Raw genomic sequence first — 13,330 nt, 5'->3', positions numbered from 1 at the left:
TACGGCTGTTGTTGCGGGCGGGGTTACGGTTTATTTTTACCGGCACCCAGCTCAGCGCCAGTGAGCGGATCGGCTGTTGGATCCGACTCGGTGCGGCTCGCCATCGCTTTGAGTAGTGCGGCCTGCTCTTTCGTGAGCGTAACCTCAGCGCTGCCATCGCCGCCATCAACGGCGGGTTGCGGATCGGCAACGTACTCAAAGTTTTCATCGCTGTTCCAGCTGCCGCGAAGATCATCACCTGCAGACATATTGTAGTAGGTGGTTGCGTATTGTTCGATTGGCGGTAGTTTCCCTGGTGGGAAATTATTGCGAATCGACTGCAACGCCTTCTCAAACGAGAGCTGGTGTGCGGCTTCACGGGTCATCAGGAACGCAAGGGCATCTTTTACCCCGACATCGTCAGTGACGTTGATCAGGCGTTCATAGATGATTTTGGCGCGTGCTTCCGCCGCGATGTTGGAGCGCAAATCGGCGGTGGCTTCCCCGATAGTATCGATATACGCCGCAGTCCATGGCACGCCTGCGGAGTTGGTCAGCGGTGGCCCACCGCCATACAGCAGGGAGGTGATATGGCTATCGTTACCGTTTTGCGTCAGTGAGCGGTAGAGTTCCGCTTCACTTTCGGTACCTTCCGCCAGTTCGCCTTTGGCGCCTTTGTTCAGCATGCCGACCAGCGTACCGATGATCTCAAGGTGGCTGAGCTCTTCGGTCGCGATATCCATCAGCATCTCTCTGCGGCCTGGATCGTCATCGCCCAGCCCCTGGGTGAAGTAACGGCAGGCGGCCGCCAGCTCGCCCTGTGGGCCGCCAAACTGTTCAAGCAGCAGGTTTGCCAGGCCGGGGTTCGGCTCGGCAACGCGGACGGTATACTGCAATTGTTTTACGTGTCGAAACATACGCTCACTCCCTAGTTATTTTTTCGCTTCGACACCGTCAGCATCTGAGCGCAGCAGGAACTGCTCAGTCGTGTCAGGAATATGCTGGATCAGCCAGTCGGCCATGCGCTGCTCTTCGGCGAGGATCGATTCGATCGCTGGAATCGATGCCACGTCTCCGGCTTTTCGCGCCGCGGCCAGCAGGGAGGTATAGCAGGCAATTTCGAACTGCTCGAAAACGTAGCCGCTAATAGAGCCTTTTACGATTTCATCCGAGGTCATAATGCCGCCGACAGACTGGCCGAACGCCATCATTTTGCTCATGGAGTCTTTCAACATTGAGCGGGAAATATCGTTACGGTCGAGGATCTCTTCCAGTACATTTATTTGCTGTTTGGTTTCAGTAAGATGTTGCTCAATACGGGCGCGGACATCAGGGTAATTATCGATACGGCTCGCCATTGATTCGAGCATAGATTCCGCTTGCTTTTCCATGGCGTGAGCATCGCGTAGCCAGTCATGGTAGTGTTCTACGTGATTCATATTTTCGTCCTCGGGTTCGGTTAATTCAGGCTTACTTTTCTGCTTTCTGATTAATATTACCGACTGCCAAATCGGTCAGTTTAAGATCGGTGGATTTCTCTTCTTCCAGCGTCTCGGCTAATAATTTGACCGCCTGGGTGTATCCTAATTGCTCCGCCAGGGTAGCGAGTGTGCCGTAGCTGGCAATTTCATAGTGTTCGACTTTTTGCGCCGCAGCGATTAATGCTGCATCACGCACTTCATTTTTTTCTGTGCTTTCAAGGACTTCATTGGCTTCTTCAATTAACCCTTCCATCGCCACGCATTTCATTCTTTTCAATTTAATATTTGGCGTTTTCTCGATGAGCTGATCGATACGCTCAATCTGACCATGGGTTTCTTCCAGGTGCGCTTTAAACGCAGCGCTCAGATCGGGGCTGGCGGCTTCGCGGGATAATTTAGCCAGCGCACGAGTAAGCTGTTTTTCTGCACTATAGGTATCGGATAACAAATGAATAAATACATCCTCTATACTTTTCATATTCATACTTTTTCTCCAGTGCTATAAAAATCTGCGAGCCCGCGGACCCGCAGAGGTTACCCATTAAAGTGAAGAACAGGCTTTAATAATGAGATGAATTAAGAGTTGTCAGACTTACGTCCGCCACCATGGCTATGCTGACCGCCCTTTTTACCTGCTTCGGAAGCGCGCTGCGGATCGTTTTTGAAATTACCACCGCTCTGCTGACCGCCTTTTTTCCCTGCTTCAGAGGCCTTTTCACGATCCTGTGCGAAATTACCTGAACCACCACGTTGCTCTGCCATATTATGTTTCCTCATTTACATCGTTTATGTCAGTAAGATACGTTTTTATTCGTATCCGTTGTCGTTCAGGATTAAATTTAGCCCCTATTTCAGAAGAGTCAAATGCGGTTTTGAAAATAAATTATCTTATGTTTTAAGATTTAACTGAATATATCGCTCCGCTTGTTTCGCAAATAAGTTTCGCCAAGGTAATGTAAACAAACGACCTTCCGGTTGTTCTGCTTTATCGCTTGTTTTGTGTTTCGCTGAAACGTTCGAGTCCAGGCGTGGCGGGGCTCTTTACGTAAGTTTACGTTCAGGGTGGCCCGCTTATAGCCCATATGAAAATATTGTACGTGGGATTAATCTTAATTGGTTTTTATATTATTTATGGACATTGTTTTCGGCTGTTAAATAATATAACAAATTGTTTGCGTATATTATGTATGGATTACAGTTACTCACGGAAATTACTACTTCAAAAAGGGTAAGCGAAGGGCAAATAAAAGAACCTGATAAAGTATGATGGTAGAGCGGGTACCCCAGGCAATACTCAACCGGAGCGGTGACGCGGTGTCACCCCGGAGTCGAAGGTGAACCCTATGCTTGATTTCATCTCTGGTGTCCTGATTCATACCCCCGTCTGGGTCTATCTGGTTCTGCTGTTCCTGATAAGCAGAGGCATCCGGGCGCGTAAGCCCGCCACCGTTGCGCTGGAAAAGCTCGCCATCGTTCCGGCCCTGTTTCTGATCTGGGATATCTACGACCTGCTGGTCTTTCGCACACTCACCTTCGGCACCGGCTCCCTGTGGCTGGCAGGTCTACTCAGCGGCGCGGCGATGGGCTATTTCCTGAGCAAAGGGGTGACGGTGAGCCGGGCTGCCGCCCCGCGCAGCATTTACCGTTCGGCGGACTACTCGGCACTGCCCATTATGATGCTGGCCTTCGCGGTGAAATATGTGCTGGGAGCGATCAGCGCCATTGCGCCCGAGACGCTGCAGCGCCCCGGCGCAAGCGCCTTCGCCATCATTACCGGCGGGCTGTTCGCCGGGGTCTTTGTCGGCAAATTTGTACGCTACGTGCGGGTCTATTTGTCGGCACAGGTGCAGCAGTCGGGGTGAGAGGGCTCATCGTTCTGGATTAACCGGATAGCCACATTCCGCTGCAAACTCACCCAGACCGCCCGGCGGCGCGATGCAACATCAGGCGTGCCGCCGTTATGTCGGAACGCACTGAGAGGAAAATGGCAAACGCAACGGCAGGTAGACTGAGACGGCATGATAAACCAGCAGCCCACAGGAGCCCGGATGTTCACCCATATGCGTATTGCCAGACCTGTCATAAACCTCGACAACGCTTTCCTGATGTACAGCCAGGGATTAGGACTGAAAAAGATTGCGGACTTTAGCGATCATCAGGGCTTCAGCGGGATCATGTTAGGGCGGGAAGATTTACCCTGGCATATCGAATTTACCGTGTGCCACCACCATCCCGTTCAGCCTCTGCAAACGAACGAGGATCTGATCGTTCTCTATTATCCCGATAAAGCCGAATGGGAAGCGACCTGCGGGCGAATGCGCAGCGCGGGCTTTACGCAGGTAAATGCGTTTAACCCCTACTGGGAGGTCAATGGGCACACATTCGTGGATGACAACGGGTACCGGGTGGTGATTCAGAACCAGGCGTGGGGCTGAACTGACAGAGAGCCGCGTGGCAAAATGGCACTATCAAAACGGGCTGGCATGGCGGATATGGACAGGCTCCCCGTTGACCGGATGCACGAACCGCAGCTCGCTGGCGTGCAGCATCAGGCGCGGCGTGCGTTCGGTGCCGGGTATCTGCACTCCGCCATACAGGTCGCAGCCTAAAATCGGGTGGCCCAGCTGCTGGCAGTGAATGCGCAGCTGGTGGGTGCGCCCCGTCTCCGGCGTCAGTTCCACCCGCGTGACCGGCACATCACCCTGATAATGCCCGCGCTCCACCACCCGATAGCGGGAACGGGCGGGCTTGCCGTTGATAGCGCAAATCGACATCCGCGGGAACAGCGCCGGATCTTTGGCTATGGGGGCGTCTATCACCCCTTCATCATCGGCCAGATGCCCGCAGAGCAGGGCGGTGTAAGTCTTGGTTACGCTGCGCTGGCTGAACTGCTGGCAGAGAGCGGCATTGATCGCCTTGTTGCGGGCAATCACCATCAGCCCGGAGGTGCCAAAATCGAGGCGATGCACCAGCGTGCAGCCGGGAAAGGTCTGCACCAGCCGGTAGTGCACCGAATCGAGGTTTTGCGGATTTTTCCCCGACAGGCTGAGCAGCCCGCTGGGTTTATTGATCAGCACCAGATGGTCGTCCTGCCAGAGCGTCTCTATCGCCGCATGGCAGGGCGGGGCAATAAAATTATCGATAATCACTGACATCAGTCTGACCGCAGAAAGAGGAGGGAGACGGATGATAACCCATTATGTATGCGATTTAAGCTGTGACGTGTTATCGAGTCGTCTTATCGCCGGCACCAGGCTGGCGGCTACCGTGGCGAGAACCACGGCACAGGCCGCCACCAGCAGCACGTTGCTGGTGCCGTACTGGTTGGCCAGCGGCCCGGCGATAAGCTCGCCGCAGGGGATCGCCACAAACGATCCCACCGCATCGTAGGCATAGACGCGTGCCAGCTTATCCTGCGGAATATGCGTTTGCAGGGACTGGGCCCAGGCCACCCCAAAGAGGCCAAAGGTCACCCCGGCAATAAAGAACGCGGCAATCAGCCAGGGCGTGGAGGGGAGCAGGCTCAGCATAAAGATGGGCAGGGCGCAGCATGACACCAGCATCACGCCGATAAAGAGATCCCGGCGCGGTCGCCAGCGCAGGGCAAGGGAGGAGCCCACAATGAGGCCAATACTCTGGCATGCCAAAATAATCCCCCACTGCGCCCGGCCAAAAGAGGTATCTGCAATCACCGGCCCGAGCACCATCATTACCCCGCTAAAAGCGGCGTTAATAATGGTGAACTGCACGACGATCGACCACACCCAGGCCCGGCTGGCGAACTCCTGCCACCCCGCTTTTAAATCCTGCAGCATGTTGCTTTGAGAAGGCCCGGCTTCAAGGGCGGTCACGCGAATAATCAGGTAGAGGGGGGCGGCGGCGGCGAACCCCAGGGCATCAATGGCAAGCCCCCAGCCCGGTCCGACGGCGCCTGTCAGAACGCCGCCCAGCGACGCGCCGATAACCGTCCCGCTGTACACCCCGAGCTGAATGAAGGCGTTGGCTTCGCGCAGGCTTTTACCGGGGACCGTCTGGGGAACGAGGGCAGAAGAGGCGGGAAGGGTGATGCCCGCGGCGGCACCGTTTACCGCGCCAAGCAGGGTCAGGCTGAGCACCGTGGCGGACCCGTCCAGCACCGACCACGCCACGACAGCCTGTGAGATGGCGGCCACCACCGACGAGGAGACGAGCACCCGGCTGCGGGAGTAGCGGTCCGCTAATACTCCGCCCAGCAGCAGAAACAGCACGTTAAAAATCGAGCGGGAGGCCACGACGATACCTAAATCAGAGGCCGAGCCGCCAATATCCAGCACCGCAAATGCCAGCGCAATGGGGGCGATACCGTTGCCCAGAACGGTGAGAAAACGTGCGGCAAAAAGATGGCGAAAAGGGGAAAAATGATAAGCACGAACGCGTTTATTATCGGTTTTCATGGTGTTAATGGCTACGGGATGAGGGGAAGTACTATAAATGACCTGAAAAGCAAAAACACCTGCCTGCGCCTCCCCTCACCGAAGCTGGCTTAACTTCGCGTTTCTGCAGGCGCCTTCTCCTCTGACTTCTGCGTGCTGCTGGCGTAGATGAACCAGAGTGCAATCCCGAGGCAGAGGACAGCGCCCAGGCGCGTCATCGAGAAGGGAATGGCGTCGTTCCCCAGCCAGCCAAAATTGTCGATCAGCATGCTCATGGTCAGCTGACCAAAAATCACCGCCACCGTGGCCACCGCCGTACCGATACGCTGCACGGCCAGCACCATGATGACGATGTACGGCACGCCAAACATCGCCCCCAGCAGCTGCCATTTGGGCACATCCAGCAGGCTGACGGCATGGCGCGGTTCAAAGAAGAAGATCAGCAGGGCGGTGATCAGCGCCCCGACGGAAAAGGTCAGGAACGCGCTTTTGAATACGCCCACCTTGCTGCCCAGCTGGCCGTTGATGGCGGCCTGAATGCTCAGCGTCGCACCGCCAATCACCGCCAGAATAATCATAATTAATGTCATCGTCTTACCCCTGTGCAACCAGAACCAGCGCGGCAATGATAAAAATCAGCGCGATGATGCGTTTAGTGTCAATTTTGCGGTGCGGCGTGCCCAGCAGGCCGTAGTGATCGATGATCAGGCTTTTAAAGACCTGGCCGGCAAGGATGCCAATCATCGTCATGGCGATACCGATGGCGGGCGTCACCACGGTGAGAATAATGACGTAGACCGGGCCGAGAACGCCGCCCAGTAGCTGCCATGAAGGCTGTGAAAAAAACGACGGGCTGTTGCGTGGGCTGAAAAAGAGCATCAGCAAAAAGGTCAGGGCGGCACCGACGCCGAACACGCTGAACGTGGCCCATAAATCACCTACCTCACCGCCGAGCGGCCCCAGTAGCCCTGCCTCGACGGACAGTCCCATCCCCCCGGCAATAACCAGTAAAATCAATATCAGCTGCATAGTTACTCTTCTCCGTTTTCAAGGCGGGGAAGCGTACCCCTGAACATCCGTGAGAAAAATGCCATAATGAAAGAAACACCTGTGCAGGAAATGCATTAATGCGCGACTCCGCCACGATCAGCCTCCGCTGGCTGCAAACCTTTAAAGAGGTCTATGAATCCCAGAATTTTTCGGTGGTAGCACGCCGGGAGGGGATCTCCGCTTCGCAGGTTTCGCGGGTCATCCATCAGCTTGAGGATGCGCTCGGCCAGCAGCTTTTTTACCGCAACACGCGGGCAATTATTCCCACGGAAAGTGGGCACCTTTTTATCCGCTATGCCCGCCTGATGCTCGGCAATCTTGAGGAGGCGCGCCGGGAGCTGGACGCGCGCAAGCAGGAGCCCTCCGGTCTGCTGCGCATCAACGCCCCGGTCTTTTTCGGTCAGCGGCATATCGCGCCGGGGCTTCCCGGCCTGACGGAACGCTACCCCCGGCTCAGCATCGAGCTGACGCTGACGGATGACTATATCGATCCCCATCGGGATGCTGCCGACCTGATCTTTCGCATCGGTATGCTGACCGACTCCTCTTTTCACGCCCGGGTTTTCGGGCCGCAGTTTTATCACCTCGCCGCCTCTCCGGCTTATCTGCGTAAATATGGTGCGCCCGAGGTGCCCGACGACATAACCCGGCATAAATGCCTTGTCTACCGCGGTTCGTCCGGCCCCAACCGCTGGCTGCTGCGTGCGCCTGGCGGGGCGTGGGTCCACTATCCCGTGTCGCCGCTGTTATCGTCCAATAACGCGGAAACCCTGCTGACCTCGGCGCTGGGCGGGATGGGGATGGTGCTCTTCCCGGACTGGCTTATCGGCGACCGGTTGCGCAGCGGGGAGCTGGTAAAACTGCTGCCGGACCATGAGGCCGCTATCAACACGGAACCGCAGAACATTTCGGCGATCTACCCCAATGCGCGTCATCCACCGCTGAACGTCAGGGCGGTGATTGACTACTACGTGGCGTTTTTCGGCACGCCCCTTTACTGGCAATCCGCAATGAAGGAGTAAAGAGGCGCGGGCGTTTCTAATGATTTCCTATTATTGCTCTAAGTCAGCCTGCTAATAAGAATGTAACTACGCTACTTATCTTGCAGGGTGACTCACATGTTTGTGTCATGGTGGTTAATTGTTCCTGTCATCGCCGGGGTCGCCATCCTCTTTATGATGGTTTCCCGGCTGACCAATGAGGTTGATAAACTTGAAACGGCGCTGGAGGAGAGCCGGGGGCAGCTGAAGTCTGCCAGTCAGCACGCTGAGGCGTGCAAGCTGACGAATCTGCGCATGACGGAAAATTTGCTTCAGGTGAGAGGCTACACGCAGCAGTTGTCCGGCAGCAGCGGGCCTGAACAGGAAAGGCTGCTGTATGAGATGCACTGCGCCCTTAATCTGGCGACAAACAATGTTATTCATCACCCTGATTTTATCGAACACCCTTCAGCATCAGGCGCAACCCGACCGCAGCAGCCTGGCGAAACCTTGCCGTTAATGTTTCGTTGAGAGTATGGCCTGGTGGGTTTGCACCGGTGCGACCTGTTTGCCGGGCGGCGCTTCGCTTGCCCGGCCTACAAGGGCGTGCCGGTTTGGTAGGCCGGGTAAGGCGCCGCCGCTACCCGGCGCTCTTGCTACCGCTCCCTTAGTGCCTCTTTCGCCCGGTTAAACGGCTTGATCATATAATCCATCACCGATTTCTCGCCGGTTTTGATATCCACCGTGGCAATCATCCCCGGCACAATCGAGAAGTGCCTGCCCGCTTTGTTCACCAGGTAATCCTGGCTGGTGCGGATAAACACCCGGTAGTAAAACACTTCCGGTTTGGCTTCATCCTGAATGGTGTCCGGGGAGATGGTCTCCACCACGCCATCCAGCCCGCCGTAGATGGCGTAATCGTAGGCGGTGATCTTCACCAGCGCCTTCTGGCCGGGGTGGATAAAGGCGATATCCCGCGGCGACAGGCGGGTTTCAATCAGCAGGTGATCGTCCACCGGCACAATCTCCATCACCTCGCCGTTCGGGGGAATAACGCCGCCGATGGTGGTCACCTTGATGTTCTTCACAATGCCGCGCACCGGCGAGGTCATCGTCAGGCGGGTCACCGAGTCTTCACGTCCTTTCAGGACCGCCGAGAGCATATCCACTTCGGCGTTCGATTTAGAGAGCGCCTCCCGGGCCTGAACATAGTACTGCGAGCGCAGGTCGGTGAGCTTCAGCTCAAGATCGCTCTTCTGGCGTTGCAGGCGCAGCGCCTCGACGTGGCTGGCGGCGCCGGTTTTTACCAGCCGCTGGGTGATCGCAAGCTCTTTATTCACCAGATCCAACGCCTGGCGCAGCTCGCGCCGGGAGTCTTCCAGCTGCTCGCGGCGGGAGTTGTAGAGCCGGGTTTCGGCGGCGATCAGGTCGGTCCATTTCGCCAGCTCCGGCGGAAAGATGAGGGGCAGATCGTTCACCTCCGCACGCAGACGGGCGCTGGAGGCCAGCGACGCGCGGTAGCGGGCGGCGCTTTCGCCGACGTTGGATTCAGAGCGGGTCGGGTCGAGACGCGCCAGCACCTGGCCGGCCTGCACCTGATCCCCTTCGTGAACCTTTAGTTCGGCGAGGATCCCGCCGTCGAGAGACTGCAACACCTGCTCCCGGGAGCTGGGGATCACCTTCCCGGTGCCGGTGGAAACCTCATCGAGAATGCTGAACCACGCCCACACCCCGGCAGCGACAAACAGCAGCAGGCTGAATAACACAATGCTTCTCGCCCCGGTATAGCCGCTCTCGGAGCCGAGGGCGTTATCCAGGTCATCCATCGCCGCAACGTCACGCTGATTGATTTTCATTTTTCCACTCCCGGCCATTTGTCTGCTGCGGTTGCTGCATCCGGCTGTTGCTCAGCGCCTGCGCTTTCGGCGCGTCCATCACCAGCATGCCCTCTTTCAGCACCACCACGCGCTCCACCAGCTCCAGCATCGGTACGCGGTGGGTGGCGACAATCAGCGTGCGATGACCGAGCCACTGGCCCAGACGCTGGATAAATTCACGCTCGGTGTGCTCATCCAGCGAGGCGGTGGGTTCATCCAGCAGCACGACGTTGGGATCGCGCAGGAACATCCGCGCCAGCAAAATCGACTGGCGCTGGCCGCCGGAGAGCCCGACGCCGTTCTCCATAATCGGGTGATCCAGCCCCTTCGCCAGCTTCTGCACAAAGCTGGCCGCGCCGCACATCTCCAGCACGGCAAAGATCTCCTCATCGGTGGCCCGCGGCATCCCGAGGGTGATGTTCTCCCGCAGGGTGCCGTAAAACAGCCGCGCGTTCTGGCTCATCAGGCCGACGTTGCGGCGCACATCCGCCATGTCGAGATGGGGCAGGCTGAGGTTGTCGAGCCGCAGCTCGCCGCCCACCAGATCCATGCTGCCCACCATCGCCTGCAGCAGGGTCGATTTGCCCGCGCCGTTACGTCCCAGCACTGCCACATGTTCGCCGGGTTTGATCTCCAGCCGGTTGATGCGCAGCGCCGGGTTCTGCGCGTCGCCGCCGTAGGCGAACTGCGCCTGCTCGAAGAGGTAGTGTCCACGCAGCACGTCCTGGCGGATCGGCGTCTCTTCACGCTGGTTCTCGGTGGGCAACTGCATAATGTTGTCCAGCCCCTCTTTAGCCGCCTTCACCTGCTGCCAGCGGGCCAGCACGCCGCACAGGGTCGCCATCGGGGCGATCATCCGCGAGGCCAGCATTGAGGCGGCCACCACCGCACCGGTGGTCATTTCGCCTTCGATCACCATCGGGGCACCCACCACAATCACCGCGGTGTAGACCAGGCTCTGAATGGTCATCCCCCAGCTGATCAGGCCCTGAGTCAGCTCCCGGGTCTTAAGGCCCGACTCGGCGGTGATCTGAATGTAGCTGTTCCACTGTTGCAGGAAGCGGTTCTCCGCCTGCATCAGCTTGATGTCCTCCAGCCCCTGCACGCTCTCCACCAGCACGGCGTTGCGCAGGGTCGCCTCGTGGGCCGACTGCTTCGCCAGCGCCGCCAGCTTTTTCTGTAGCAGCAGGCCCGGCAGCACCATCACCACTGCCGCAACCGGGGCGATCCAGGCGAGTGACGGGGCGATGATCGCCAGCACCACCACAAACAGGAAGAAGAAGGGCAGGTCGACGATGGTAGAGATGGTGGAGGAGGTGACCATCTCGCGGATCTGCTCCAGCTCACGCAGCTGGGAGATAAAGCTGCCGGTGGAGCGGGGCACCGCGCTGTTGCGCAGGCGCAGGGCGTGGCCAAACACCCGGTCCGAGACGCGCATGTCGGCGCGTTTGCCCAGCAGATCCATAATGTGAGACCGGGCGAGACGCAGGATAAAGCCGAACAGGGTGGCAATCAGCACCCCGATGGTCAGCACATAGAGGGTGGGGTAGGACTGGGCGGGGATCACCCGGTCATAGACCTGCATTGAAAAGAGAATGCCCGCCAGCGACAGCAGGTTGATGAACAGCGCCGCCAGCATGACGTAGGTATAGGGGCGCAGGTCGCGCATCACCAGCCGGTAGAGCCAGTCGGGGCGGTATCTGGAGATATAGGCATCCACCCGGCTGTCTTTCAGCGCCGCCAGCGGGCGCAGGGCCACCACCTGGCGAATGGCCGGGAGCATCTTCGCCAGCGAGATGCGGTTGGTCTGCGCCTTGCCGTCAAAGAAGCAGACATCCAGCAGATCCTCGCCGTCGAAGTGCTCAATCACCCCAATCTTGCCGTCATTAAGCTCCACCACCACCGGCAGGCGCCAGCTGTTGATGGACTCCTGGCCGTTGGTGAGCAGCTGAAAGGAGAGGCCCGCCTCGCGGGCAAGCCCGGTCAGCGCCGGGATTTTGCTTTTGCCCTGCAGCCAGGGCGCGCCCGCCACCAGCGCGCCGGGGGAGCAGGCCACCCGGTAGCGGGTGGCGACGTAGCCAAACGCCTGCGCCCAGTGCTCCAGCGCCTCTTGCGTCAGTGTCTCCTCATAAAGGATATCGTCTCGGATCATGGCTGGATCTCCACTGACTGAATGGTGTGGTTTTCAAGGCCGAAGGCATTGCGCATTCGCCCGGTGTTATAGAGGCAGTTGATCTGCAGCTGGCGAAGCTGTCCGGCGGTTTGCCACTGGGTAAAGCGGGCCTGGTAGACCTCCTGCTCGGCGTTCAGCACGTCCAGCAGGGGGCGGGAGCCCAGATCGAGATACTGCTGCTGATAGAGTTCGCGGGTACGCTGGCTGAGCGTCTCCTGGCGGGACTGGATCTGCAGGGTGCTCATCAGGCTCATCACCTGACTTTTGGACTCCAGCAGCTTTTGCCGCACGTCCAGCCGGGTGCGCTGAATATTGGACTGCGCCGCTTCCACCGCGTGGCTGGCGGCGTTGCGCCGGGCGCTTAGCCCGCCGCCCTGGTAGAGGGGCATCTCGACGTTCACCGAGACGTTGTACTGGGTCTTGTCCAGCGTATCGTGGCCGGGGTAGCGGTTGTTCATGTAGTGACGCACCTGCGGCTCCAGCGAGACGGTAGGAGTCATCTGCGCATTGGCGTAATCGAGGTTCGCCTGCGCCACGTTAGCCTGCGCCCAGGAAGCCAGCACCGCGGGCACCAGCCGGTCATCCGGCTCGTTGATGTCGCAGCTGCGGGCCAGTTTTTCCGGGAAGGCGTTGCTGACCGCGTTCAGATTGCTCCAGCCGAGGTTGCTCATCAGCGTGGCGCGGGCGCTGTCGAGGTTGGCCTGATACTGCATCAGCTGCGAACGCGCCCCTTCGATACGGGCGTCGGTCTGCACCACGTCCGAGAGCGAGGTGGCCCCTTCGTCGTTACGCTGGCGCGTCAGCTTGCCGATGGCGCCGAGCGCCTCAAGCTGCTCTTCTGCGGTCTCCACCATCTGCTGCCACATCTGCACCTGCACCAGGGCGATGGCGGTATCCCGGGCGATAGTGTCGATGCTCAACAGCACGTTGGCCTGCTGTTGCACCACGCCCGCGTCTTCAGCGCGCACCTGGCTTGCCACCTTGCCAAAGTCATAGAGCATCTGGGAGAGGGAGACCACCACCGAGGGGGTAAAGCCGGTATCGCTGGAGTTATTGCTGTAGCCGTTGTCTATCCCGGCGCTGATTTGCGGATAGTATTTCGATTTAGCGACATCGACCTGCTGGATCTGTTCGTAAAGTTTGCCCACCGCTTCGCGAATGGTGGGATGCCAGTTGACGGCGCGGGTCACCGCATCGCCAAGGGTTAAGGTACCGGGGGCGGCCTGACGGGTGGGCAGGGCGACCCGTCCATCCAGAGCGGGCAGCGCCTGATTTTCATTTAATTGTCCAAAACTGATTACCGCAGGCGAATCGGCGGCAAGGACCTGTGCAGACAACAGGCAGCACCCAAGCCACCAGCAAGGTACTTTGTTCATGG

Annotated in this window: 15 protein-coding genes; 4 read left to right on the top strand and 11 right to left on the bottom strand. The window is 58.3% G+C overall.

All coding sequences use genetic code 11. The annotated features are described in order from the left end of the window. Positions 1-23: 23 nt before the first annotated feature. The 4 genes from ACOKCT_RS13365 to ACOKCT_RS13350 form a co-directional block, all read right to left on the bottom strand. Entirely contained in the window at positions 24-896 is an 873-nt protein-coding gene (locus ACOKCT_RS13365) for a manganese catalase family protein (protein WP_103180818.1), read from the bottom strand. Between the two features lie 15 nt (positions 897-911). Beyond that, positions 912-1,418, bottom strand: a complete 507-nt coding sequence (locus tag ACOKCT_RS13360; protein ID WP_103822602.1) for a ferritin-like domain-containing protein — start codon at positions 1,416-1,418, stop codon at positions 912-914. Between the two features lie 31 nt (positions 1,419-1,449). After that, positions 1,450-1,944, bottom strand: coding sequence for a ferritin-like domain-containing protein (locus tag ACOKCT_RS13355; protein WP_103180816.1), 495 nt, complete (start codon positions 1,942-1,944; stop codon positions 1,450-1,452). A gap of 92 nt (positions 1,945-2,036) precedes the next feature. Next, a complete protein-coding gene (locus tag ACOKCT_RS13350) occupies positions 2,037-2,222 on the bottom strand; it encodes a general stress protein (RefSeq protein WP_103180815.1) in 186 nt (61 codons plus the stop codon). A gap of 581 nt (positions 2,223-2,803) precedes the next feature. Here ACOKCT_RS13350 and ACOKCT_RS13345 point away from each other — a divergent pair. Next, positions 2,804-3,322 carry a hypothetical protein gene (locus tag ACOKCT_RS13345; protein WP_420193560.1) on the top strand — a complete coding sequence of 173 codons (519 nt, stop codon included), beginning with the start codon at positions 2,804-2,806 and terminating at the stop codon, positions 3,320-3,322. A gap of 186 nt (positions 3,323-3,508) precedes the next feature. Next, positions 3,509-3,895, top strand: a complete 387-nt coding sequence (locus ACOKCT_RS13340; RefSeq protein ID WP_103180813.1) for a hypothetical protein — start codon at positions 3,509-3,511, stop codon at positions 3,893-3,895. A 33-nt stretch (positions 3,896-3,928) separates the two neighbouring features. Here the strand turns inward: ACOKCT_RS13340 and ACOKCT_RS13335 are convergent, their stop codons facing one another. The 4 genes from ACOKCT_RS13335 to ACOKCT_RS13320 form a co-directional block, all read right to left on the bottom strand. After that, positions 3,929-4,615 carry an RluA family pseudouridine synthase gene (locus tag ACOKCT_RS13335; RefSeq protein WP_159340332.1) on the bottom strand — a complete coding sequence of 229 codons (687 nt, stop codon included), beginning with the start codon at positions 4,613-4,615 and terminating at the stop codon, positions 3,929-3,931. Positions 4,616-4,657: 42 nt separating this feature from the next. After that, positions 4,658-5,893 (bottom strand): MFS transporter, encoded by a 1,236-nt coding sequence (locus ACOKCT_RS13330; protein ID WP_420193559.1) that lies wholly within the window; start codon positions 5,891-5,893, stop codon positions 4,658-4,660. 89 nt (positions 5,894-5,982) lie between these two features. Beyond that, positions 5,983-6,462: a DMT family transporter gene (locus tag ACOKCT_RS13325; protein WP_159340331.1), complete on the bottom strand. Its 480-nt coding sequence runs from the start codon at positions 6,460-6,462 to the stop codon at positions 5,983-5,985. A gap of 4 nt (positions 6,463-6,466) precedes the next feature. After that, positions 6,467-6,901, bottom strand: coding sequence for a DMT family transporter (locus ACOKCT_RS13320; protein WP_103180810.1), 435 nt, complete (start codon positions 6,899-6,901; stop codon positions 6,467-6,469). Positions 6,902-6,999: 98 nt separating this feature from the next. On the opposite strand from ACOKCT_RS13320, the gene ACOKCT_RS13315 reads away from it, so the two are divergent. Then, the gene (locus ACOKCT_RS13315) at positions 7,000-7,944 is read left to right on the top strand and encodes a LysR substrate-binding domain-containing protein (RefSeq protein WP_420193558.1); all 945 of its coding nucleotides are present in this window, start codon (positions 7,000-7,002) and stop codon (positions 7,942-7,944) included. A 96-nt stretch (positions 7,945-8,040) separates the two neighbouring features. Continuing rightward, positions 8,041-8,433 (top strand): hypothetical protein, encoded by a 393-nt coding sequence (locus tag ACOKCT_RS13310; RefSeq protein WP_420193557.1) that lies wholly within the window; start codon positions 8,041-8,043, stop codon positions 8,431-8,433. A gap of 125 nt (positions 8,434-8,558) precedes the next feature. On the opposite strand, the gene ACOKCT_RS13305 is transcribed toward ACOKCT_RS13310, so the two are convergent. Genes ACOKCT_RS13305 through ACOKCT_RS13295 form a run of 3 tightly spaced genes read right to left on the bottom strand, consistent with a single transcriptional unit; the run spans position 8,559 to position 13,328 of the window. Next, positions 8,559-9,728 (bottom strand): HlyD family efflux transporter periplasmic adaptor subunit, encoded by a 1,170-nt coding sequence (locus ACOKCT_RS13305; protein ID WP_103181127.1) that lies wholly within the window; start codon positions 9,726-9,728, stop codon positions 8,559-8,561. 10 nt (positions 9,729-9,738) lie between these two features. Then, positions 9,739-11,931, bottom strand: coding sequence for a type I secretion system permease/ATPase (locus ACOKCT_RS13300; protein ID WP_103180807.1), 2,193 nt, complete (start codon positions 11,929-11,931; stop codon positions 9,739-9,741). Continuing rightward, complete coding sequence (locus tag ACOKCT_RS13295; RefSeq protein ID WP_103180806.1) at positions 11,928-13,328, bottom strand: TolC family outer membrane protein; 1,401 nt, start codon at positions 13,326-13,328, stop codon at positions 11,928-11,930. Before ACOKCT_RS13295 ends, ACOKCT_RS13300 begins: the two co-directional genes overlap by 4 nt. Positions 13,329-13,330: the final 2 nt, after the last annotated feature.

This window comes from Leclercia sp. M-A074-M (assembly GCF_965195605.1).
In the GTDB taxonomy this organism is placed as follows: domain Bacteria; phylum Pseudomonadota; class Gammaproteobacteria; order Enterobacterales; family Enterobacteriaceae; genus Enterobacter.
The sequence above is the reverse complement of the archived record's forward strand: the minus strand, read 5'-3'. Positions and strand labels throughout refer to the sequence as shown.

Bases quoted from the DNA above. Each gene is read 5' to 3' on its own strand.
- ACOKCT_RS13345 (WP_420193560.1), top strand. From the start codon at position 2,804: ATGCTTGATTTCATCTCTGGTGTCCTGATTCATACCCCCGTCTGGGTC.
- ACOKCT_RS13355 (WP_103180816.1), bottom strand. From the start codon at position 1,944: ATGAATATGAAAAGTATAGAGGATGTATTTATTCATTTGTTATCCGAT.
- ACOKCT_RS13340 (WP_103180813.1), top strand. From the start codon at position 3,509: ATGTTCACCCATATGCGTATTGCCAGACCTGTCATAAACCTCGACAAC.
- ACOKCT_RS13300 (WP_103180807.1), bottom strand. From the start codon at position 11,931: ATGATCCGAGACGATATCCTTTATGAGGAGACACTGACGCAAGAGGCG.
- ACOKCT_RS13330 (WP_420193559.1), bottom strand. From the start codon at position 5,893: ATGAAAACCGATAATAAACGCGTTCGTGCTTATCATTTTTCCCCTTTT.
- ACOKCT_RS13335 (WP_159340332.1), bottom strand. From the start codon at position 4,615: ATGTCAGTGATTATCGATAATTTTATTGCCCCGCCCTGCCATGCGGCG.
- ACOKCT_RS13325 (WP_159340331.1), bottom strand. From the start codon at position 6,462: ATGACATTAATTATGATTATTCTGGCGGTGATTGGCGGTGCGACGCTG.
- ACOKCT_RS13315 (WP_420193558.1), top strand. From the start codon at position 7,000: ATGCGCGACTCCGCCACGATCAGCCTCCGCTGGCTGCAAACCTTTAAA.
- ACOKCT_RS13310 (WP_420193557.1), top strand. From the start codon at position 8,041: ATGTTTGTGTCATGGTGGTTAATTGTTCCTGTCATCGCCGGGGTCGCC.
- ACOKCT_RS13350 (WP_103180815.1), bottom strand. From the start codon at position 2,222: ATGGCAGAGCAACGTGGTGGTTCAGGTAATTTCGCACAGGATCGTGAA.
- ACOKCT_RS13295 (WP_103180806.1), bottom strand. From the start codon at position 13,328: ATGAACAAAGTACCTTGCTGGTGGCTTGGGTGCTGCCTGTTGTCTGCA.
- ACOKCT_RS13320 (WP_103180810.1), bottom strand. From the start codon at position 6,901: ATGCAGCTGATATTGATTTTACTGGTTATTGCCGGGGGGATGGGACTG.
- ACOKCT_RS13365 (WP_103180818.1), bottom strand. From the start codon at position 896: ATGTTTCGACACGTAAAACAATTGCAGTATACCGTCCGCGTTGCCGAG.
- ACOKCT_RS13360 (WP_103822602.1), bottom strand. From the start codon at position 1,418: ATGAATCACGTAGAACACTACCATGACTGGCTACGCGATGCTCACGCC.
- ACOKCT_RS13305 (WP_103181127.1), bottom strand. From the start codon at position 9,728: ATGGATGACCTGGATAACGCCCTCGGCTCCGAGAGCGGCTATACCGGG.